This is a genomic window from Hymenobacter setariae, assembly GCF_007713685.1.
GTDB classification, from domain to species: domain Bacteria; phylum Bacteroidota; class Bacteroidia; order Cytophagales; family Hymenobacteraceae; genus Hymenobacter; species Hymenobacter setariae.
This window is the reverse complement of sequence record NZ_VMRJ01000003.1, coordinates 480,946-501,611: the sequence shown is the minus strand read 5'-3', so window position 1 is coordinate 501,611 and position 20,666 is coordinate 480,946. Positions and strand designations below refer to the sequence as shown.

Here is a 20,666-nt window from a genome sequence, read left to right as displayed (position 1 = left end):
TAGCGAAGCATCTCGCGTGGCGCAGTAATTAATACATCAGTAACGGCGCGGGCGAGATGCTTCACTGCGCTCTACATGACTAACGCCTTTCTAAAGTACCATGCTTTACTATAGCCTCAACCGCCAGTCACCGCCCGTCGATTTTCGCACGGCTACCATTGCCGGGCAGGCACCGGATGGCGGCCTGTATTTTCCCGAAAATATTCCGAAGTTCTCGGCGGAGTTTCTGCGCGATTTGCCGCGCCTGTCGCAGGCCGATATTGCCTGCGAGGTGATGCGGCCCTACGTGGGCGATACCATCCCGGAGGCCGACTTACGCCGCATCTGCGCCGAAACGGTCAATTTTGAATTTCCGCTGGTGCCGGTGACCGAGCACATTAGCTCGCTGGAGCTGTTTCATGGGCCGACGCTGGCATTTAAGGACGTAGGCGCCCGGTTTATGAGCCGCTGCCTAGGGTACTTTTCGCAGGGCGAAACAGCCCCGGTAACGGTGCTGGTAGCTACCTCCGGCGATACGGGTGGGGCCGTAGCGCACGGCTTTTTGGGCGTGCTGGGTGTAGAGGTGGTTATTCTGTACCCTTCGGGCAAGGTGAGCCCGCTGCAAGAATTGCAGCTCACGACCCTAGGGCAGAATATTACGGCGCTGGAAGTCGAAGGCAACTTCGACGACTGCCAGCGCCTAGTGAAGCAAGCTTTTCTGGACGAAGGCCTGACCAGCCGCCGCACCCTCACGTCGGCTAACTCTATCAACGTGGCCCGTTGGCTGCCGCAGCAGCTGTATTATCTCTTTGCCATGCAGCAATGGGCGCCCGCCGCGCCGCCGGTGGTAGCAGTGCCCAGCGGCAACTTCGGCAACCTGTGCGCTGGGCTACTGGCCCACGCCTCGGGGCTGCCGGTGGGCCACTTCATTGCGGCGTGCAATGCCAATGACGCCGGCGCTGAGTACCTGCGCACAGCCATCTTCACTCCTAAAACGGCCGTAGCGACCATTTCCAATGCCATGGACGTGGGCCACCCCAGCAACTTTGTGCGCATCCTGGAGCTGTTCAAGCACGAGCACGCCACCATCAGCCAGCTACTGAGCGGCTATACCGTGAGCGATGCTGACACCAGCGCTACTATCCAGCGGGTGCAAGCTGAGCATGATTACCTGCTCGACCCGCACGGCGCGGTGGCGTTTTTTGCGCTTGAAAACTACTTGCGCGAGTACCCGGCTGCCGCCGGCTTCTTGCTAGCCACAGCGCACCCGGTCAAGTTTCCGGAAGTGGTTGAGCCGCTCATCGGCCGCAAGGTAGAGCTACCCTCCGCCCTGCATTACCTTCTAGAGAAGCCCAAGCAAAGCGTACCGCTAGCGCCGAGCTACGAGTCGCTGCGCGAGTGGCTGCTCCAATAACCCAATACGTGGCTTGGGCTACCAAGCCCGAGCTACTATTCTACTAATGCCGCAACCTTCGGGGGGCCTCAGCAGTTGGCAGCAGTATGATTTTGTCGAAAATCAATCTGACCTATGCCCTAGGGCTACTGCTGGCGCTGGCTTCCTGCCGGCCCGACCAAATAAACCATTTGCCTGGCACCAAGCAAATAGCTGAGGAAACGGCCAACTGGGAGGTTAAGCGCATCACACCTAACGACTTGCTGCACGCCACGCGCTGGGCCGGCGACTCGCTCACGGCATACGCTGACACGCTGCTGCGCCGCACCCTCGCCCGCGAACTGGCGGCCGGTGGCGTGGCCAAAGCCGCCAATTTCTGCCGCCCGCAGACTTACCCGGCCGTTGACTCGATGGCGCGCAAGTGGCGCACCAATCCGCGCCGGGTAGAGTGGCAGTCCGGGGCCGCCGGACCCACTTCGGCAGCCGTGACGGCGGCGGGCTTGCAGCCCGATACGCTGCGCCTCATCGGCCGCCCGGCCGCCGATACCTTTTACTACCAGCGGCCAATTGTGCTGCGCAATAACCTGTGCCTGCGCTGCCACGGCCAGCCGGGCCGCGACCTCACCGCTGCCGAGGCCAAGCTGCTGCAAGCCCAGCACCCTGGCCTACGCGCCGTAGGCCGGCAAACCGGCCAGGTCCTAGGTGCCTGGCAAGTGACGCTGGAGCGCGATGGGGTGGCTGAGTTTTACACCTTGAAAACGCGCAAGAAGTGGAAGGAACACAAGATGCCTAAGCTTTTTTAAAAGCTGCAAGGATTATCTCGCTCCCCCAAGTGCCCCACGTAGCTGTGCTAGTGCAGCCCTGGCCTATACTACGCCCACTAAGCAACGTTGCTATTGGTGTACCGCACTTGTGTAGAACTGTTTTTTTCGTCCTAGGTAGCGCTTTTTGCGTAGGTAGGCCACCGGCAGTAGTAGCTGGCCGCCAGTTGGTGTGTGTTTGTTGGTGAATTTGTTTTTAAGCTGATGCCTGAAGAGTACCCTGTTATCATCATTGGCGCCGGGATGGCGGGCCTGGCCTGTGCCAATTGGCTGCACCGCGCGGGGCGCTCGTCGGTGGTGCTCGAAGCGGCTGATGCCGTGGGTGGGCGTGTACGTACCGACGTGACGCCGGATGGCTTTCGGCTCGACCGCGGTTTTCAAATTTTGCTAACTGACTACCCCGAGGCGCGGCGCATGTTCGACTACGGCTCGCTGCGGCTCAAAAATTACGAATCGGGCGCAGTAATTCGGCTCGCCAATGGCAAGGAAACTGTACTGGAAAACCCTATGCGCGTACCGCTGGCTGCTTTTGCGGCCCTAGGCTCGCCCATTGGCACCTTTTCAGACAAAATGCTCATTGCCAAATTTGTGGCTCAGCTGCAAGGCCAATCGCCTGAGCAGTTACTAGCTCGCCCTTCCGAAACGACGCTGAGCTTTTTACGACATTATGGGTGGAGCGAGCAGATTATTGATAGCTTCTTTCGGCCCTTCTTCGGTGGGGTATACCTCGCCCGCGACCTAGGCACGGCCAGCAATTTCTTTGCTTTCGTGTTTCAACAGTTTTCGCGCGGTAATGCCGCCGTGCCAGCCCTAGGTATGCAGCAGTTACCCGAGCAGTTGGCTGCCCGCCTACCGGCCGGTACCGTGCGCCTGCATACGCCCGTGGCGGCAGTACTGGAAGGCGGCCGCGCTGTGCGCCTCGCCTCGGGCGAAACCCTGCGCGCGGCTGCTACCGTGCTAGCTACCGATGGGCCAGCGGCCGCGCAGTTGCTCGGCGAAGAGGCTGGAACCGCCCCGGCAGCCCGGGCCACCACCTGCACGTATTTTACCACGGCGGGGGCGGCACCCAGCCACGGGCGCCGGCTGCTTCACCTAAACGCCGCCCCTAATACGCTGGTGCACAACGTAGCCTTTCCGACCGAAGTCAGTCCCGAGGTGGCACCTAGTGGCCAAGGGCTTATCTCGGTGAGTACCCATGGCGAGCACGGCCTCAGCGACGAAGACCTCACGGCCCGGCTCCGCACCGAGTTGGCCGCGTGGTTTGGGCCCACGGCGGCGCTATGGCAGCATGTGCGCACCTACCATATTCCGCAGGCTTTGCCCGTGTATGGCCCCGGCCAGCCACCGCAGCAGCCGCTGCGCCTGGGTGAGACGCTGCTGCGCTGTGGCGACTGGGTGTCTTATCCTTCGCTCAATGCGGCCCTAGGCACAGGCCGGCAAGCTGCCGAAATGCTGTTGAGCCAAGCATAGCCACACGGCTTTCTTCTGCCCGCAGCACGCGGGCAGGAGTTGTTTGCTGGTTGAGAGTGCAAAGCAGACAGTAGTGGTTTGCCTCAAGGCTGCGTGTAAGGCACGACCTAGGCGAAGGCTACTCGGCTTTCTTGCGGGCCTTCTTGGCGGCGGTCGTGTTGGCTACTACGTGCTCGCCGGCTTTGGAGCCTGCTTTCTTCTTATCATTGGTTGCCTTTTTCTCTGCATCACTTAGTTCATCCCAGGCTTTGTTGGGTAGGTAGCGGGTGGTGCCACTGGCACGCCGAGCGGGCTTGCCGTCGGCCGTTTTCCAGTCTTGCTTGGTCCACTCCTTCAGGTCTTTTTGCTTGGAGTTAGGGTGGCGATTGATGTAACCACCACCAGCTTTTTGGTAAGCCAGCGTAAGGAGCTGCGACTTGCGCGCGCTCCAAGTACCGGGCTCTCCACCCTTGGAGGCGGCGCGAATTTCATCTTTTAGCCGCTCGCGAAGGGCGGGGTCGGAGTACGTATTTTCGAGGGTGCGCCGGCGGGCTGCGGGCCGAGTTTTGGTACGTTTGCGGGCCGGAGTGCTACTGGCGTCATCGGCAGGGGTTGGAGTCTTCATCAGGGAGGCCATTAGAGTAGAACGTATAAAGAACGCAGCTTAAGCTGAGGAGTTGCTTCTAGCTGATACTTTTGCCTAGATGTTTAACTCTAATTATCAATTTGTTAAACAAATACTCGATATAGTAGCTCCTGCAACTGGCCTCGCGAGCAACTACCCTTTCGGTTCCGGCGTAAGGCGCGAGGGCCACTAATATACTAATAAATTACTATATGATAAAAGTACTACATTTCACCTTTTGCGTACTGCTGTTGCTACTAGGTTGCCCGACCTCGCTACGCGCCCAAAAAGTGGGCCTAGTGCTGAGCGGTGGCGGTGCCAAGGGGCTGGCCCACATTGGGGTGCTCAAGCAGCTTGAGGCGAATGGCATCCCGATAGATTACATTATTGGCACGAGCATGGGGGCTGTAGTAGGCGCCATGTACTCGGCAGGCTACTCGCCACGCGAGATTGAGCAAATTGTGCTTTCGCCCCAGTTTCAGTACTGGGTATCGGGCAAGCAGCTTCAAGACAAAACCTTCAACTACCTCACTGCCGAACCCGACCCTTCGGCGCTGCGGCTGGGTGTGGCTATCGACTCGGCGCTGCGCGCCCGTGTGGTGCCCAACCTAGTCAATGACATCAACCTCAACCTAGCCCTGGCCCGGCTGCTAGCCCCCGCCGGCGCCACCTGTGGCTACAATTTTGACAAGCTCTTTGTGCCTTACCGCTGCTTGGCAGCTGAGATTTTTACGCGCACGCAAGTGGTGCAGAAGGGTGGCAACCTAGCCGATGCCGTGCGCAACTCCATGGCTGTGCCGCTGGCCTTCCGCCCCATTCGCAACCCCGACGGGCGCTACCTCTTCGATGGCGGCATCTACAACAACTTTCCCACCGATGTAATGCGCCGCGAGTTTCAGCCCGATATCATTATTGGGGTTAATGTGGGCGATGTGGCGTTCGAAAAATACCCTTTTAAGAAGGACGACGAGCTACTAACCAATGCCTTGGTATTCCTAGGCGCCAACGTGGCCGACACCACCAGCGTAGGTCGCAATGGTATTTTTATTCAGCCCAACCTAGAGGGTATCGGGGCCACCGACTTTGACCGAGCGCGCACGCTCATCGGGCGGGGCGACACGGCCACCCAGCGCAAGCTGGCCCTGATTCGCCAGCGCATCGGCCGCCGGGTCGATACCTTGGAGTTGCAACGCCGCCGCCTGGCTTTTCAGCAGGCGGCGCCCACGCCGCGCTTCGTGCAGGTGCGGGTGCAGGGCCTGCGGGCTGACCAGAATGGCTACGCCGAACGGTTTTTTCGGCGCAGTGGCTCCACCTATAACCTAGACGACCTAGAAGAGGGCTACTATCGCCTGGCCGCCGACGACTACTTCCGCAACATCTACCCGCGCATACGCTACGATGCGGCGCAGCAGGGCTACGTGTTTTCGGTCGATGCGCAGCAGAACAACAATGTGGCCGCTGAGGTGGGCTTTGCGCTCAGCACGCGGCCCATCGACAATCTATACTTTGGTATCGAGTTTAAGTACTTGCGCAGCCTGCTCTACTCGGTGGGCGCCAACGTGAGCCTAGGGCGCTTTTACAACGGCGCGCAAGGCAATTTCCGCATCAATGTGCCGGGGCGCGTGCCCTTCTTTGTGCAGCCCCAAATCACCTACAACCAGTGGGACTACCAGAACACGGGCGGCTTGCTGGGGCGCGACGTGCTGAACACCCAAGTGCGGCAGCAAGACACCAAGGTAGGCGGCCAGATTGGCATTTCGCCTCGCTACCGCGCTCGCGTGGCACTCGACCTAGGGGCGTTTTACAACGTTGATAACTATTCGAATACCGCGGAAATCAACTCGACCGACGTGCTAGCACGCACCTCCTTTAAAGGTGGCACGGCGGCCGTACGCTTTGCCCGCAACTCGCTCAATCGCAAGCAGTACGCCGTAGCGGGTCGCCGCTATGTGGTCAGTCTGCGTGGCGTAACGGGCACCGAAGCTTACACGCCGGGTACTACCTCGCTGCTGCAAACCGAGGCCAGCCGCCACCACGACTGGCTACAACTGCGGGCAGCCTACGAGCGCTACGTGCCACTGCGGGGTGAAAAGCAAGCTTGGGGCTACTTTGGTGAGCTAGTAGCCAGCAGCCAGGGGCGCTTTCTCAATTACCGCTCGTCGCTGACTAGCGCGCCAGTATTTACGCCGCTGGTCGATTCGCGCACGCTGTTTCTGGACCACTACCGCGCGCCGCGCTATGTGGCTGTGGGCCTCCGCTACAACCAGCCCATATTCGGCAACTTCGAGTGGCGCTCAGAGATTTATACGCACGTCAACTTCAACCCCTTTGAAGATGTAGACCAATTGGCCGAGTTGCGCCGTGGCTTCAGCCGCCCCTACCTCACTGGCTCGACGGGCCTCATCTTCACTACGCCCGTGGGCCCGCTGGCCGTGCACGCCACCTACTACGACGACCCGCACCACCGCTTTGCCGTGTATGGGCACCTAGGGTACATTTTATTCCGCAGCCGCTCGCTAGAGTAAGGATGTTCACCGGCAGTGATTACTCTCATCACCGGCTACCCTAATTACCCATTAACAAATGGCCAGCCGTCTTCGGTATAGTCTACTTTGCTCAGCAGCATTACGCGCCGTGAGTAGCCTTGCTCATCATTAATGGCGTCGAAAGTGGGCTGCTGGCGGTCGATGGCGTGGTAGAGCAGCCAGTCCTGGCCGCTAGGGTCCGTAATGAGCGAGTTGTGGCCCGGCGCCTGCCACCGCTCGTTTTCGGTGAGAATAGTACCCGCGGTGCCCGTGGCTTGAGCCAGCGTTTGATAGGGGCCGGTGGCGTGGCGGGCCCGGGCCACCAGCACGGCGTAGCGAGCATCGGGGCCACAGCAGTTATCGCCTGAATAGAACAGGTAGTACCAGCCTTCACGGTAATGCACCCAGCTACCCTCGATGAGGTGGCCATAGAGCGCCGGGTCGCCGGGCGAGCGGGTTTCTACTATCACTTGCGCCACCGAGTTTTCGGCGAAGCCTAGGCCATCGGCGGCCAACTCTTGTACCCGGAGCGGCCCAAAACCGGAGCCCCAAAACAGCAGTTGCCGCCCATCGGCGGGGTCCACGAAGCGCATGGGGTCGATATTTTCGAAGCCCGGCCCACCTGCCAGCAGCGGCTGCCCACTATCTACAAAGGGGCCTTCGGGTCGGTCGGCCACGGCTACGCCTAGGCACAGGCCAGCGGCCGGGTCATTAGGCTGCGCCGAGTAGTACATCAGGTAGCGGCCATCGGGGTGGCGGCTCACATCGGGCGCCCAAAAGCGCTGGCTGGTGGCGGCCCAGTCGGGCTTGGTGGGCATAGCCTCACCTAGGTACTCCCAAGTAATAAGGTCGAGCGAACGCGCTACCTGGAAGTTTAGAATCTGGCCCGCGCGCTTGGTTTGGGTAGCGTAAGCATAGTAGTAGCCATCGGGCGCCCGCAGCACGCTGGGGTCTGGGAAATCGGCATCGAGGACCGGGTTGTGGTAAGTCATGCGAGAGCGAGCTTTAGTATAGCGTCCCGAACCACATCAGGAGCTTCGAGGGGTAACAAGTGGCCGGCTTCCGGCACCACCACCAGCGGCGAGCCAGCGGGCAGCAGCGGTAGCGTTTGTTGCTGCTGCGCGGCCAGCGGAATGGCATGGTCGGCATCGCCCACCAGCAAGCAGCACGGCACCTGAATAGCGGGCATGAGGGCCGAAATATCTTCTTTCGAGCCGTGCTCTAGCCAAGCATCCCAGGCCGCCTGGCTGGTGCGGAGGTTATCAGCGATAACCTCTTGCCGCACGGCCGCCGATACTGGACGAATCATGATTTTGGTCGCCGTCTTTTCGGCTTCGTGGCGTTGACCATAGGCTGCCAGGCTCGCCTTTCGGTCTTCGTCGCTGATGGGCTCGGGCGTAGGTGGCGAGGGTGACAGTAGCACTAGGCCACGCAGTCCTACCGGCTGGCGCGCGGCCAAAGCCAGCGCGATTTTACCGCCCATGCTGTGCCCAATCAGTACGTACTCTTCTAGGTTGTGCGCCGCTACTAAGCTGGCTACCCAGTCGGTATAAGCGCCCACCGAGTAGTCAAAGCCTGCGGGCGCTGCCTGTGCTCCAAAGCCCGGCAGGTCGGGCGCTACTAGCGAAGTGCCAGCTGGCAACTGGCTTTGTAAGTGGTTGAATTCGTGGCCGGCGCCGGCCCAGTAGTGAAGCGCGAGGTACGTAAGCAAAGCTAATGCAGCTCCTAGGCTCCCGACCTGCCGGGGCCTGGGCCTACTGTCTATACGCGAGCTTAGGGCAAGCGGCTATTTAGGTTAAAATAGGCATTGTAATTAGCGACAGAGTGCTTAACTTGCACTAGCTATGCCTAGGCACCTAGGTAATAGCGGAAGCGATTACCTATTGACTACTAAGCCAACCGAGCAGTGCGCTCCGGGCTGGCCGCTGGCCCCACTGGGGCAAGTAGTTAATGCTTCGAGTAGCTTTGCCGCTACCGCCGCTTTCAAAAAGAATATTTTTTGCCTGCAAACTACCGCCCTTGCATAACTCGCGGCTAGGCTGCTACATTTGGCTCGATTATCGCGGGCTTCATCTCCTGCTCACTCCCTTCTTTTTTACCCTTAGCTGCATACTATCGACCTAAGCTCTACGTTCTCCTAACCCGTAGTCCTTTATGGAACCCATGCAGCCGAGCGATTCCGCGCTCATCGCCCTTTATTTGGCTGGCCACGAGTCGGCCTTTGCCCAGCTGCTCCAGCGCCATCAGGCGCGGGTCTTCACGACTATACACCTCGTCGTGCGTGACCAGGACGTCGCCGATGACCTCACCCAGGATACCTTCATTAAGGCCATCCACACCCTCAAAAGCGGGCGCTACCAAGACGAAGGCAAGTTTGCCTCGTGGCTCTGCCGCATTGCCCATAACTTAGCCATCGATGCCTTCCGGCGCGCAAAAAGAGCGCCCCAAACGAGCCTCGATGACAACATCGGGCTAGCTAATTCGTTACACCTATCAGAAGAGCCGGCCGACGATATACTCGGCCGCGAGGAAAGCCATGCGCAACTGCGTCAGCTCATTCAAGAGCTACCAGCGGCGCAAAAGGAAGTGCTACTCATGCGCCATTATGGCGATATGAGCTTTCAGGAAATTGCCGACGCAACCGGCGTCAGCATCAACACGGCCCTAGGCCGGATGCGCTATGCGCTAATCAATTTGCGGAAGAAAATGGCCGCACATTCCCTTTTGTATGATACAAACATTACCCCACCCGACGCTGCTTCGCTACGTGTACAACGAATTGCCAGCTGACGAACAACATGAAGTCGAAGACGCGCTGCTGCACGACCCCGAGTTGGCAGTAGCGTGTGCCGATTTACTCCTTGCGCAACAAGCGCTTAACGGCCTAGCCCGCGAACCTAAAGCATCTACCACCGCTAACATTCTCCAATATTCGCGAACATTTTTACGCTAAATCACTTACGGGAAGTGCGCTAATTACGGCCTCGCAACTACGAGTGCCTACCTGCTTGGCAGCGTAGGCATCGTATGTTGGCGTGCGTGTAGTTTGCGCACTTTTTGCATTAGGTATGACTCGCCCCGAACGGTTTCGCCGGTTTCTCGACTATTTCACCACGCATTACCCCGAGCCGCGCACCGAGCTGGCCTACCGCAACCCCTACGAGCTCATTGTGGCCGTAGTACTAAGCGCCCAGTGCACCGACAAGCGCGTGAACCAGGTGATGCCCGCGCTGCTAGAGCAGTTTCCGACTGCGGCCGAGCTAGGTGCGGCCTCGGCCGAGGATATTTTTCCGTTTATCCGCAGCGTTTCGTACCCTAATAACAAAGCCAAGCACTTGGCCGGCTTAGGTAAGCTGCTCACCGAAGAATTTGGGGGAGAGGTACCCAGCACTATTGGGGAGCTACAGCGCCTGCCGGGCGTGGGCCGCAAAACGGCCAACGTGGTAGTGTCAGTTATCTACAACCAGCCCGCCATGGCCGTAGATACCCATGTATTTCGGGTATCGCACCGCCTAGGGCTGGTGCCCAAAACGGCCACCACGCCGCTAGCCGTGGAGAAAGGCTTGGTGAAGTACACGCCGCAGGAGCTGATACCCAAGGCCCACCACTGGCTGATTTTGCATGGCCGCTACATCTGTGTGGCGCGCACGCCCAAGTGCAGCGTGTGCCCGTTCACCGATTTTTGCGCCTACTATCAGAAGCTTGCGCAGGCACAACCCATGTAGCCAAGCTAAGCCAATAGCATAGGTACCCACTAGCTATCAATGCAATTGCTAATTAGGTAATTGTGGCAGAAGCTTTTTACTTGGTCATAACCCTAGTAAGACCTAGGACATGCATAGCGGCTACGTACTAACCGTGAGCTTTCTGTGAATATATTGCGCAGTCAGTTTTAGGAGGCCGCCCTAACTGGGCAAAGCTAAAACATGGCAATCCAGCCTTTTTTAGCTTTTGCATGATGCACCGATTACTGTGTATGGTCGCCTGCTGCCTCGCTTTGGCTTGCCCCTATCATACGCGGGCGCAGGCCCCAGCCACCGCCGACTCGATGGCCCTAGCCGCCGCGGTGGAGGCCGCTACGCAGCACTACACAAAGGCTACGCAAGCGGAATCGGTATTATTCAGCGGTCCTGAGTACGTAGACCCTACCAAGCCGGGCGCAATTGGGCACCAGTTCTTTGAGAGCGCTGAGCCGCGGCTTGGTACCGTTACGTATCGCAACGCTTACTTTCAGCAAGTGCCGCTGCGCTACGACTTGGTGCTCGACCGGGTGGTGCTCACCTACCCTAACCAGGTGGCCAACATCATGCTGGTTCCGGAAGCGCTCACTGACTTCTCTATTCAAGACCGGCACTTCATTCATGTGCTAGGCGACTCCTCGGCGAGCGCCCTGCTGCGCACTGGCTTTTATGAGCTGCTACAACCAGGGCCGGTGAACCTGCTGGCCCGCCACGTCAAATACCTGCAGCAAACCACCGACAACCAGAGCCTGGTCTTCAAGTTCAGACAGATTGATAAGCTTATTGCCCGCTCGGGTAGCACCGCGGTAGAAGTAGGGCGCCTGAAAGACCTGCTAGCCCTGCTGCCAGCCCATCGAACTGAGGTGCAGCGCTACGCCCGCCAGCAAAAACTACGCTTTTCGGCTGCACAGCGCGAGGCGTCGGCCCTGAAAGCCCTCCGCTACTACTACACCCTGCCCTAGGCACCAGCCCTCGGCCGCCCCTGCGCGGGCAGCCGAGGGCTGGTGCCTGTGGTTTTCTGCTCTTCCTGTTTGCTTGCTATGACCCGACTTTACTTTGGCATTTTGCTGGCTGGACTACTGGCTAGTAGCTACCCTACTCTCGCTCAGCAAGGCTCGCCGTCTATTAGCGGTGACTTTCGCAACCTGCGCTTCGAGCAGTTTGCGCAGCGTGTGGAGGCCCAGACGCCTTATCGCTTCTACTTCAACCCAGCAGCGCTAGACAGTGTAACGGTGCAGGTGCAGGCCAACGAGTTGCCGCTAGTAGCGGTGCTGCGGCAAATTTTCGAGCATTCTTCGTTACGTTTCGCCATCGACGAGGCTACCAATCGGGTATTCATTACGCCTGAGTACCCGCTGCAAACGCGCCTGCCAGATGAGTTTTTTCAGGCGGCGCCGGTCAGTGGCAGCCCGCCGCCTGCTATTGCCGGAGGAGGCCAGGCGCCAGCGCGCACCGGGCGGCCCGCCGAAATGGGCACGTCTGAATTTAGAATATATGAGATAGGACCGCGGCAGGCGGCACCTCCTGGCAACCGAGCTACGATAACGGGTGTGGTACGCACCAGCAAGGAGCCCGTGCCGGGCGTAGCGGTATTTATAGATTCCCCGAACATCGGCACGGCAACCGATAAGGAAGGGGCATACTCGCTTACGCTGCCGGTGGGCCGTTATAATCTCAACATCCGTGGCCTAGGTATTCGCCCCACGCGCCGGCAAATCTGGGTGCACGCCAGCGGTCGCCTCGACCTAGAGGTGCTATCTGACGTGACTTCGCTACGTGAAGTAGTAGTGCAGGGTCAGAAAGAGGGCAATGTGCGCGGCATGCAAATGGGCGTGCAAAAGCTAGATATTAAGGTTATCAAGCAAGTGCCGACGGTATTCGGCGAGGCTGATATCCTGCGCGTGGTTACGGCGCTGCCCGGCGTAAAAACTATTGGCGAGGGCAGTACGGGCTTTAGTGTGCGCGGCGGCGGCACCGACCAAAATCTGGTGCTATTTAACGGCGCCACCATCTATAACCCGGCCCACTTATTCGGTTTCTTTTCGGCCTTCAACCCCGATGCGGTGCAGTCGGCCGAACTGTACAAAAGTGCCATTCCGGTGCGTTACGGCGGGCGCCTAGCTTCGGTGCTAGAGATTGAGGGGCGTGAGGGCAACCGCAAAAAGTTTGGCGGCTCGGGTGGCATTGGCCTGCTCACTAGTCGCCTGGAACTGGAGGGGCCGCTGGGCCCACGCACTCAGGAAGACGCGCCTGCCAAAGGTTCGTTTTTGGTTAGTGGCCGCACTTCGTATTCTGATTGGCTGCTGCACCAAGTACCTAGCCCTACCCTCAAAAACAGCGCGGCTTCCTTCTACGACCTGAGCGCTTACCTCACCTACGACCTAGACGACAAAAACTCGCTTTCAGCTACTGGTTACTTCAGCCACGACCGGTTTCGACTGGCCAGTGATACCATTTATGAGTATCGCAACACGGCCGCCGCGCTTAAGTGGAAGCATACCTTTAGTCCACAATTGGCGGGCACGCTTACGGGCACCTACAGTCGCTACGGCTTCAACCTGAAGACGACGCGCAACGAATATGCAGCTTCCACCTTCGACTATAGTATCAACCAAGCGGCGGTGCAGGCTGATGCCAGCTATCTGTGGCACGCTAAGCATACGCTGGACTTCGGGGCCAGCACGCTGCTTTATAACACCGCCCCCGGCAACCAGCAACCCCTAGGTAGCTCGTCACTGCTACTGCCGACCATCATTCAGCATGAGCGGGCCTTGGAAAGCGCCGTATATGCGGCCGACCGTTTCGACATCAGTCCTCGCTTTGCAGTCGTGCTGGGGCTGCGGTATTCCTTTTTCCAAGCCCTAGGGCCCCGCCAAGTACGAGATTACATTGCAGGCCTGTCGCGCAGCGAAAGCACCGTCACCGGCACTACCGACTACAGCGGTGGCCAGGTACTGGCCAACTACGGAGGCCCCGAGTGGCGCTTCTCGGCCAAGTACGAGCTAACGGCTACTTCGTCGGTAAAGGTCAGCTACAACCGCACTCGGCAATATGTGCATCAGCTTACCAATACTACCGTGGTATCGCCCACCGATAGCTGGAAGCTGAGCGACAAATATATCCGGCCGCAAGTGGGCGACCAGGTAGCCCTAGGGTACTATCACAACTTCAAGCGCAACACCGTCGAGTTTTCGGTAGAGGGCTACTACAAACGCATCCAAGACTTTCTGGATTATAAAGGCGGTGCCGTGCTGCTGCTAAACCCGCACCTCGAAACCGATGTGCTCAATGCCAACGGCCGCGCCTACGGGGTGGAAGTGCTGCTACGCAAGAATGTAGGCAAGATAAATGGCTGGCTCAGCTACACCTACGCCCGCTCGCTGGTACAGGTAAACACGGCTACCGACCAAGTGAATGGCGGCAACTGGTACCCGAGCAACTATGATAAGCCGCACGATGTGACGCTGGTAGGTAATTACCGCTTTTCGCGACGCTTCAATACCTCGCTCAATTTTAACTACAGCACGGGCCGCCCCATTACGCTACCGCTAGCCAAGTACTACATCGATGACGCCTACCGGGTGTATTACTCAGACCGCAATGCCTATCGGGTGCCCGACTACTACCGCGTCGATTTCGCCGTCAACTTCGAGAGCAATCACCGCATCAAGAAGCTGGCGCATAGCTCTTGGACTGTTTCCATCTATAACCTGACGGGCAGGCGCAATCCGTACTCGGTTTATTTCCAATCGACGGGCGGACAGATTAAGGGCTACAAGCTTTCCATTTTTGGGCAGCCCATCCCTACGCTCACTTATAACTTCCGCTTCTAATGCGTATTGCGCCTGCTTCTGCCCTGCCTATTCGCTTAGCCACTAGCCTACTGCTGCTAGCCCTAGGTAGCTGCATCGACTCCTATACTCCCGATGTCATTAGCGCGCCCACGAGTTACTTAGTAGTGGATGGCTTCATTAATGGCAATGGGGCTACCCGTATCAAACTTTCACGCACGCAGAACATCGCTACCACGGCCGCCCCGACGCCCGAAGCCAAGGCTACGGTCTACATACAGAGCGCGGCGGGCGCCCGCTACACCATGCGCGAGCGTAGCCCCGGCTTCTACCAGTCCGACAGCCTCACACTTAGCCCAGGTCAGTACCAAGTGCGTATCAGCACGGCTGGCACCAGCCCCGCCACTTACGAGTCGGCGCTGGTGCCACTTAAGGTTACGCCGCCTATCGACAACCTAGGGTGGCGGCGCACGGATAATGAAGTGCGGGTGCTGCTAAATACCCACGATGCTACCCAGCAGACGCGCTACTACCGCTGGAAATTTGCCGAGACTTGGGAGTTTAACGCTGCTTATAAGTCTTCGTTAGAATACTATCCTGATATAGATGAAATTGGTGGGCGCACTACGCCAATTTACACGTGTTGGCGCACTGAGCAGCCAACAACCATCAAGCAAGCCACCTCCCTACAGCTCAGCCAAGATGCGCTGGTCGACCACATCTTGCTAAGCTTTTCCGACCGAGCCGAGCGCATCAGGATTCGTTACAGCGTGCTCGTCATGCAGTATGCCCAGACGGCCGACGAGTTTGCTTATTACGAGCAGCTGCGCAAGAACACCGAGGCCATTGGCACCGTCAACGACCCCTTACCCGTACAGCTTACTGGCAATGTACACCGCACTGGCACCGCCACTACTGAGCCCGTGCTAGGATATGTAGGAGCCCACACGGTGCAGCAACAGCGACTTTTTATCAATCGGGCTGAGCTATCCCTTCCCAGTGATTGGGCCTTCGACTCACCTTATGCCAGCTGCAAGCTCGAACCAGAAGTTCTAAGTCAGTACAGGCCACCCCTTTCGTATCCTCATACTTTTACTTTTGCCGATTCCAACTACGTCCCTGTTTATCCCTACGTTAACCCAGAAACTGGGGCGTTGGATGGCTACTATGGTTCTACACGTGAGTGCGCAGACTGCCGGGCGCGCGGCAGCATCACGAAGCCCAGCTTTTGGTAGTTGACCTTGAGCTTGCTACTTACTCCACTTTCTTTTTCGTGAACTAGTGCGCTTCTCTTCTATCTCGCGATTGCTCAAAGCCAGTGGCTTTGCGTTGGTGCTGCACCTAGGAGCTGCCGCGCTTGGCTACGCCCAGCCGGCTGACCCGATAACTGACCTGAGCCAGCGCTTTCAGCAGTATAGCCGCCAAGCGCTGACTGAGCAGCTGTATCTGCACCTCGACCGCCCCGCCTATGTGGCCGGCGAGACGCTGTGGTTCAAGGCCTATGCGGTAGATGGTACCTACCACCGGCCGCTGTCTTTGAGCAAAGTGGCGTACGTAGAAGTGCTGGATGCTGCTCAGCGGCCGGTGCTGCAAGCTAAAATCGGGTTGGTGCAGGCTATGGGTCAGGGTTCATTTGAGCTACCAGCCGAGCTAGCTACGGGGCGCTACGTAGTGCGCGCCTACACCAATTGGATGAAGAACGCCGGGCCTGATTTCTACTTTCAATGCCCCATCACGGTCGTAAACACCCAGCAAGCGTGGCCAACAACGGCCCCCATGGCCGGCCCGGCTTATGATGTGCAATTCTTCCCCGAAGGTGGGCAGCTGGTGCAGGACTTGCAGGGGCGGGTAGGCTTTAAAATCACCGACCGGCAGGGCCGCAGTGTGGCTGCTAGCGGCACCGTAGCCACAGCCAGCGGGGCCACGGTCGCTACCTTTCAAACGCTGCGCAATGGCCTAGGTAGCTTTTTGCTTACTCCTAGCGCCGCGGGCGGGGCCTACACGGCTACAGTACGGCTGCCAGGCGGGGCAGTCATCACCAGCAAGCTGCCCGCCGTGGCCGAGCAAGGCTTTGCGCTGCGCGTGACCGACAAAAGCCACACCGAGCTCTCGGTGGCAGTGCAGGCCAAGCAAACCCGACCTGCCGAGCCGCTGCGGCTGCTGGCCCATACGGACCAGCAAGTGGCAGTAGCCGCCGAAGCAAATCTGCTCAATGGTCGGGCCACCTTCACCATCAACAAGCGGCAGCTGCGACCGGGCATCACGCACCTTACACTATTCAGTGGCCGGCAGCCAGTGGCCGAGCGGCTATACTTTCGGCGTCCTACTCCATCTCAATTGCTAGCGGTACAGGGCAGTGCTTCTACCCAAGTAGCTGGCTTGCGCAGCCAAGTGCAGCTAAAAGTGAGCACCGCCCGACCAGCCGCACTCTCGCTGGCCGTGTATCGCCTCGATTCGCTGGCCACCAGCACACCGGCCGACATTAGTAGCTACTTGCTGCTGGCCGCTGACCTAAGGGGCTTCATCGAAGATGCCGGCTACTATTTGCGCGACTCGAGTGCGGTAGCCGACCAAGCGGCCGATAACCTGATGCTGACGCAGGGCTGGCGACGCTTTCGCTGGGATGACGTACTCGCTGGCAAGGTCCCCGCTGTAGCCTACCCGCCCGAGGTTAACGGCTACCTGCTACAAGGGCGAGTGCGCCAGAGCACGGGAGCCCCCGCGCCGGGCATTCCCGCTTACCTATCGCTGCCAGGCCACTCGTTCTGGTTTAGCAGTGCCACCAGCCATGCCGATGGGCTAGTGCAGTATGAGCTACCCCAAGCCTATGGACTGCGCAAGCTGGTGCTCCAAACCAATCCGGCCCTCGACAGCACTGTTCGCGTCGAGCTGCTAAGTCCCTTCACGGTGGGAGGTGGCCCGGCTGCACCCGGCCTGCCACCGCTCACGCGCCGCTGGGCTACCTCACTCAATGAGCGCCTATTGCAGGCGCAAGTGCAGCAAGCTTTTCCGACGTCGCCACGCTACACAGCCGTTCCGCTCGATACGGTAGCCTTCTATGGCCGCGCCACCGAACATTATCGCCTCGACGACTATACGCGCTTTCCTACGCTCGAAGACGTGATGCGCGAGTACGTGCCCGGCGTGCTGGTGCGCAAGCGCAAGGATGGCTTTCACTTCCTGGTAACAGACCGGCTACGCCACTTGATATTGCAGGAAAATCCGCTTACACTGCTCGATGGCTTACCGGTTTTTGACCTCAATCAATTACTGGCCTTCGACCCGCTCAAAATAAAAACCCTTGATGTGGTAGATAGCCGCTACCTCAGCGGGCAGCAGATGTTTGAAGGCGTCGTAAGCTTTAGAACATATAAAGGCGACCTAGCGGGCTACCCCCTCAATTCGCGCGCCTTACTCGAAGAATACGAATTGCTACAGGTACCTCGCGAATTTTATGCCCCGCGCTACGATACCGAGGCCCTGCGGCGCAGCCGCCTGCCCGACCTGCGCAACTTGCTCTACTGGAACCCAGCCGTGAACCTAACGGCCAACAACCCGCAAACGCTGGATTTTTTCACCTCCGACCAAGCTGGCCGCTACCTAGTGGTAGCGCAGGGCATGACTCCTGATGGGCACCTAGGTAGCACCAGCTTTGCCATTGAGGTGAAACCCGCTCTATAAGAAATTAAAAAACATCTGTCATGCTGAGCTTGCCGAAGCATCTCTACCGCTTCCTCCAACGGTGCGGTAAGGATGCTTCGGCAAGCTCAGCATGACAGACGTTTTGATTATACTTCAAAGCTTTCGTTATCCTAGGCCGCTACCAATACCTCCGCATCATTGTGGGCCGGCGAGTTTACTCGGGTGGTAATGGCGTATTCGCGCATCAAATTCGTGTTGTAGGGCACTAGCAATTGCTGGTGTTGTGCCGCGCTCAGGTCGTCGGCCAGCCAGGCGTGCTCGGCTTCAGGGCCGGGCAAAATAACGGGCATGCGGTTGTGGAGCTTGGCCATCAGTTCATTGGGCTCGGTGGTGACGATGGTAAACGTCGGGTGCACCTCGCCTGAGGCTTTATCGACCCACTCGTCCCACAGCCCGGCGAAGGCGAAAGGCTCCTCACTTTTCAGCAGAATGCGGTGCGGAATCTTACCCCGCTCGGTGGCCTGCCACTCGTAAAACGAATCGGCCAGCACTAGACAGCGCCGCCGCGCCAGCAGCTGCCGGAAGCTGGGCTTTTCGCCTAGGGTCTCGGCGCGGGCGTTGATAGGCTTGGGGCCGCCAGCCGGGTCGCGGCTCCAGCCCGGCACCAAGCCCCAGCTCACGAGCTGAATCTGGCCGGGGGCGGCGTTGGTAATAATGGGCAGCGCCTGCGCAGGCGCGGCATTATAGTTGGGCGCGGGCGCAGCGGCTTCTTTCGCGTTGAAGCGCTTAGCTAACCCAGGCGCGGGGGTAATAACGGTGTAACGGCCACACATAAAATTGTCATGCTGAGCCTGCAAAGCATCTTGTCACGCTTTCAACGGCATCGATTAGTTTTTCTAACGTTTGCCTGGCGTGACGAGATGCTTTGCAAGCTCAGCATGACAGTTTTTGAGCACTAGCTCAGCTACTTATTTATAGAGCTGCTCGTAGTACTCCTTGGCCATGCGGCCGCTCTCGAAGGTGGGTTCTACATCCTTCATCGCCGCTTTGCGGATTTTGGTGAACTGCTCGGGCTTGTCATAGTAGAGCGCCACGGCCTTTTCGAGCACGTTATACAGTGTGTTGGCCTCGATGGTGTCCTTCTCGTTTTCGGGCAGCTTTTCGTCGGCGTGCTCGATGATAAAGCAGTTCTCGCCGTCCTTGGCAAACTCCGGAATCCAGCCGTCAGCAATGCTCACACTCACGCAGGCGTTCATGGCGGCGGTCATGCCGCTGGTGCCGCTGGCCTCGCGGGGGTAGCGCGGGGTATTTAGCCACAGGTCGGAGCCTTTTTTGAGCTCGGCGCTCAGGCCTAGCTCGTAGCCGACCAGCACGGCGCAGCGCTTCAAATCCTTAGTGGTCTTGATGATATTGTTGAAAATATCAATCGCGCCGAAATCCTTCGGGTAGGGCTTGCCGGCCCAGATGACCTGCACGGGGCGCTCGTCGTTAGTCACGAGCCGCTCAAATTTCTCAAAATCACGCAGGATGAGGTCGGCGCGCTTGTAGGCGGCAAAGCGGCGGGCCCACACGATGGTGAGTACCTCGGGGTCGAGCAGCGTGCCGGTCTGGTCGGCCACGGTCTTGAACAACTCCTTTTTCAACTCCTTTTTGCGAGCCAGCAGGGCGGTATCATCCTTGCCCTTGGCAGCGGCGGCCAGCTGTGGGTCGCGCCAGTAGGTGCCATTTTGGGCGTTGGTGATGGAGATGATGGGGCAAATGCCTTCGTAATGGCCCCACATTTCGTTGGCCACGCGGCCGTGGACCTTGCTCACGCCGTTGGCTTTCTTAGCAAAGCGCAGTGCGGTGAGGGTGTAGTTGAGCGAGTCGCCCTCTACGCGGGCGGCCTGGCGCACCTCTTGCTCGGGCACGCCGCAGAAGAATGACATCTTCTGGAGCAGCGCCATCGGGTGCTCCTCGTTGCCGGCCAGCTCGGGCGTGTGGGTTGTGAAAACCAGGCGCTTCTGCACCTCCTCTAGGTTGCGGCCGTGCTTCTCGTAGAGGTAAAACGCCAGCGGCAGGCCGTGGCCCTCGTTGAGGTGGTAGATGTCAGTTTGGCGACCTAGGACGTCGAGCAGCTTGCCACCGCCGATGCCCAGCAGCATGCTTTGGGCCACGCGAGCGGCCGTGTCCGGGTCGTAGAGGTGGTGCGAAATGGTGCGCGAAATGAAGTCATTCTCCTCAATATCAGTGGTGAGGAAGAACATGGGCGCCGTGCCAAACGTCTCGGGCGCCAAGTACAGCGCCTTCACGTGCACCTCGGCGTCGTGGATGATGATGGGGAACACGATGCCCGTGTCTTGCAGAAAAGAGTAGTTCTTCTCGATAAAGGCCGGCTTCATGGTCTGGTCGGCATCGCGCACCTGGTCGTAGTAGCCGTAGGTCCACAAAATGCCGATGCCGATGAGGTTTTGCTTGAGCTCGTAGGCCGAGCGCATGTGCGAGCCGGCCAAGAAGCCTAGGCCGCCCGAGTAGCTTTTGAGGGCTTGGTCGAGGGCAAACTCCATCGAGAAGTACGCAACGGGCGTTTTGTACTTGGCGGCCGGTGCAGGGGCCTTAAACTGAAATGCCATAGGGAAAGAATGAAGCAGGTAGCAGCCTGCCGGTTAGGGGTGTTGAAGGATGCAAAGGAAAGCTTTGGGCAAGCTTCTGCGCCTACGTA

General features: G+C 58.7%; 15 protein-coding genes. 10 read left to right on the top strand and 5 right to left on the bottom strand.

Annotation, left to right across the window (positions count from 1 at the left end; all coding sequences use genetic code 11):
• The first annotated feature begins 100 nt into the window (after positions 1–100).
• From thrC to FNT36_RS13075, 3 genes are all read left to right on the top strand, one after another.
• Positions 101–1,393 carry a threonine synthase gene (thrC, locus tag FNT36_RS13085; protein ID WP_144848296.1) on the top strand — a complete coding sequence of 431 codons (1,293 nt, stop codon included), beginning with the start codon at positions 101–103 and terminating at the stop codon, positions 1,391–1,393.
• Between the two features lie 86 nt (positions 1,394–1,479).
• A complete protein-coding gene (locus FNT36_RS13080; RefSeq protein WP_144848294.1) occupies positions 1,480–2,175 on the top strand; it encodes a c-type heme family protein in 696 nt (231 codons plus the stop codon).
• A gap of 222 nt (positions 2,176–2,397) precedes the next feature.
• Positions 2,398–3,663 carry a protoporphyrinogen/coproporphyrinogen oxidase gene (locus FNT36_RS13075; RefSeq protein WP_144848292.1) on the top strand — a complete coding sequence of 422 codons (1,266 nt, stop codon included), beginning with the start codon at positions 2,398–2,400 and terminating at the stop codon, positions 3,661–3,663.
• A gap of 118 nt (positions 3,664–3,781) precedes the next feature.
• On the opposite strand, the gene FNT36_RS13070 is transcribed toward FNT36_RS13075, so the two are convergent.
• Entirely contained in the window at positions 3,782–4,267 is a 486-nt protein-coding gene (locus FNT36_RS13070; RefSeq protein ID WP_233635889.1) for a hypothetical protein, read from the bottom strand.
• A gap of 212 nt (positions 4,268–4,479) precedes the next feature.
• On the opposite strand from FNT36_RS13070, the gene FNT36_RS13065 reads away from it, so the two are divergent.
• Positions 4,480–6,792 carry a patatin-like phospholipase family protein gene (locus FNT36_RS13065; RefSeq protein WP_144848288.1) on the top strand — a complete coding sequence of 771 codons (2,313 nt, stop codon included), beginning with the start codon at positions 4,480–4,482 and terminating at the stop codon, positions 6,790–6,792.
• A 44-nt stretch (positions 6,793–6,836) separates the two neighbouring features.
• Here the strand turns inward: FNT36_RS13065 and FNT36_RS13060 are convergent, their stop codons facing one another.
• Positions 6,837–7,784: a glycoside hydrolase family 43 protein gene (locus tag FNT36_RS13060; protein WP_144848286.1), complete on the bottom strand. Its 948-nt coding sequence runs from the start codon at positions 7,782–7,784 to the stop codon at positions 6,837–6,839.
• Positions 7,781–8,503 (bottom strand): alpha/beta fold hydrolase, encoded by a 723-nt coding sequence (locus FNT36_RS13055; protein ID WP_233635888.1) that lies wholly within the window; start codon positions 8,501–8,503, stop codon positions 7,781–7,783. Before FNT36_RS13055 ends, FNT36_RS13060 begins: the two co-directional genes overlap by 4 nt.
• A gap of 443 nt (positions 8,504–8,946) precedes the next feature.
• On the opposite strand from FNT36_RS13055, the gene FNT36_RS13050 reads away from it, so the two are divergent.
• The 6 genes from FNT36_RS13050 to FNT36_RS13020 all read left to right on the top strand — a co-directional run bounded on the left by FNT36_RS13050 (position 8,947) and on the right by FNT36_RS13020 (position 18,004).
• Positions 8,947–9,582, top strand: coding sequence for an RNA polymerase sigma factor (locus tag FNT36_RS13050; protein WP_144848282.1), 636 nt, complete (start codon positions 8,947–8,949; stop codon positions 9,580–9,582).
• A gap of 278 nt (positions 9,583–9,860) precedes the next feature.
• Positions 9,861–10,517 carry an endonuclease III gene (gene nth / locus FNT36_RS13040; protein WP_144848280.1) on the top strand — a complete coding sequence of 219 codons (657 nt, stop codon included), beginning with the start codon at positions 9,861–9,863 and terminating at the stop codon, positions 10,515–10,517.
• Positions 10,518–10,747: 230 nt separating this feature from the next.
• Complete coding sequence (locus FNT36_RS13035; RefSeq protein ID WP_144848278.1) at positions 10,748–11,494, top strand: hypothetical protein; 747 nt, start codon at positions 10,748–10,750, stop codon at positions 11,492–11,494.
• Positions 11,495–11,572: 78 nt separating this feature from the next.
• Positions 11,573–14,365 (top strand): TonB-dependent receptor, encoded by a 2,793-nt coding sequence (locus FNT36_RS13030; RefSeq protein WP_144848276.1) that lies wholly within the window; start codon positions 11,573–11,575, stop codon positions 14,363–14,365.
• The gene (locus tag FNT36_RS13025) at positions 14,365–15,558 is read left to right on the top strand and encodes a DUF4249 domain-containing protein (RefSeq protein WP_144848274.1); all 1,194 of its coding nucleotides are present in this window, start codon (positions 14,365–14,367) and stop codon (positions 15,556–15,558) included. The genes FNT36_RS13030 and FNT36_RS13025 overlap by 1 nt, the downstream gene beginning before the upstream one ends.
• Positions 15,559–15,604: 46 nt before the next feature.
• Complete coding sequence (locus FNT36_RS13020; protein ID WP_144848272.1) at positions 15,605–18,004, top strand: hypothetical protein; 2,400 nt, start codon at positions 15,605–15,607, stop codon at positions 18,002–18,004.
• 131 nt (positions 18,005–18,135) lie between these two features.
• Here FNT36_RS13020 and FNT36_RS13015 read toward each other — a convergent pair whose 3' ends face one another.
• Together FNT36_RS13015 and glgP are read right to left on the bottom strand one after the other, a co-directional pair.
• Positions 18,136–18,798 carry an SOS response-associated peptidase gene (locus FNT36_RS13015; RefSeq protein ID WP_144848271.1) on the bottom strand — a complete coding sequence of 221 codons (663 nt, stop codon included), beginning with the start codon at positions 18,796–18,798 and terminating at the stop codon, positions 18,136–18,138.
• Positions 18,799–18,933: 135 nt separating this feature from the next.
• Positions 18,934–20,577: an alpha-glucan family phosphorylase gene (gene glgP / locus FNT36_RS13010; RefSeq protein WP_144848269.1), complete on the bottom strand. Its 1,644-nt coding sequence runs from the start codon at positions 20,575–20,577 to the stop codon at positions 18,934–18,936.
• Positions 20,578–20,666: the final 89 nt, after the last annotated feature.

Excerpts from the sequence above, each read along its gene's own strand:
- FNT36_RS13065 (WP_144848288.1), top strand. The coding sequence starts at position 4,480 with ATGATAAAAGTACTACATTTCACCTTTTGCGTACTGCTGTTGCTACTA.
- FNT36_RS13030 (WP_144848276.1), top strand. The coding sequence starts at position 11,573 with ATGACCCGACTTTACTTTGGCATTTTGCTGGCTGGACTACTGGCTAGT.
- FNT36_RS13025 (WP_144848274.1), top strand. The coding sequence starts at position 14,365 with ATGCGTATTGCGCCTGCTTCTGCCCTGCCTATTCGCTTAGCCACTAGC.
- glgP (WP_144848269.1), bottom strand. The coding sequence starts at position 20,577 with ATGGCATTTCAGTTTAAGGCCCCTGCACCGGCCGCCAAGTACAAAACG.
- FNT36_RS13075 (WP_144848292.1), top strand. The coding sequence starts at position 2,398 with ATGCCTGAAGAGTACCCTGTTATCATCATTGGCGCCGGGATGGCGGGC.
- FNT36_RS13035 (WP_144848278.1), top strand. The coding sequence starts at position 10,748 with ATGATGCACCGATTACTGTGTATGGTCGCCTGCTGCCTCGCTTTGGCT.
- FNT36_RS13060 (WP_144848286.1), bottom strand. The coding sequence starts at position 7,784 with ATGACTTACCACAACCCGGTCCTCGATGCCGATTTCCCAGACCCCAGC.
- FNT36_RS13070 (WP_233635889.1), bottom strand. The coding sequence starts at position 4,267 with ATGAAGACTCCAACCCCTGCCGATGACGCCAGTAGCACTCCGGCCCGC.
- FNT36_RS13015 (WP_144848271.1), bottom strand. The coding sequence starts at position 18,798 with ATGTGTGGCCGTTACACCGTTATTACCCCCGCGCCTGGGTTAGCTAAG.
- nth (WP_144848280.1), top strand. The coding sequence starts at position 9,861 with ATGACTCGCCCCGAACGGTTTCGCCGGTTTCTCGACTATTTCACCACG.
- FNT36_RS13050 (WP_144848282.1), top strand. The coding sequence starts at position 8,947 with ATGGAACCCATGCAGCCGAGCGATTCCGCGCTCATCGCCCTTTATTTG.
- FNT36_RS13080 (WP_144848294.1), top strand. The coding sequence starts at position 1,480 with ATGATTTTGTCGAAAATCAATCTGACCTATGCCCTAGGGCTACTGCTG.
- thrC (WP_144848296.1), top strand. The coding sequence starts at position 101 with ATGCTTTACTATAGCCTCAACCGCCAGTCACCGCCCGTCGATTTTCGC.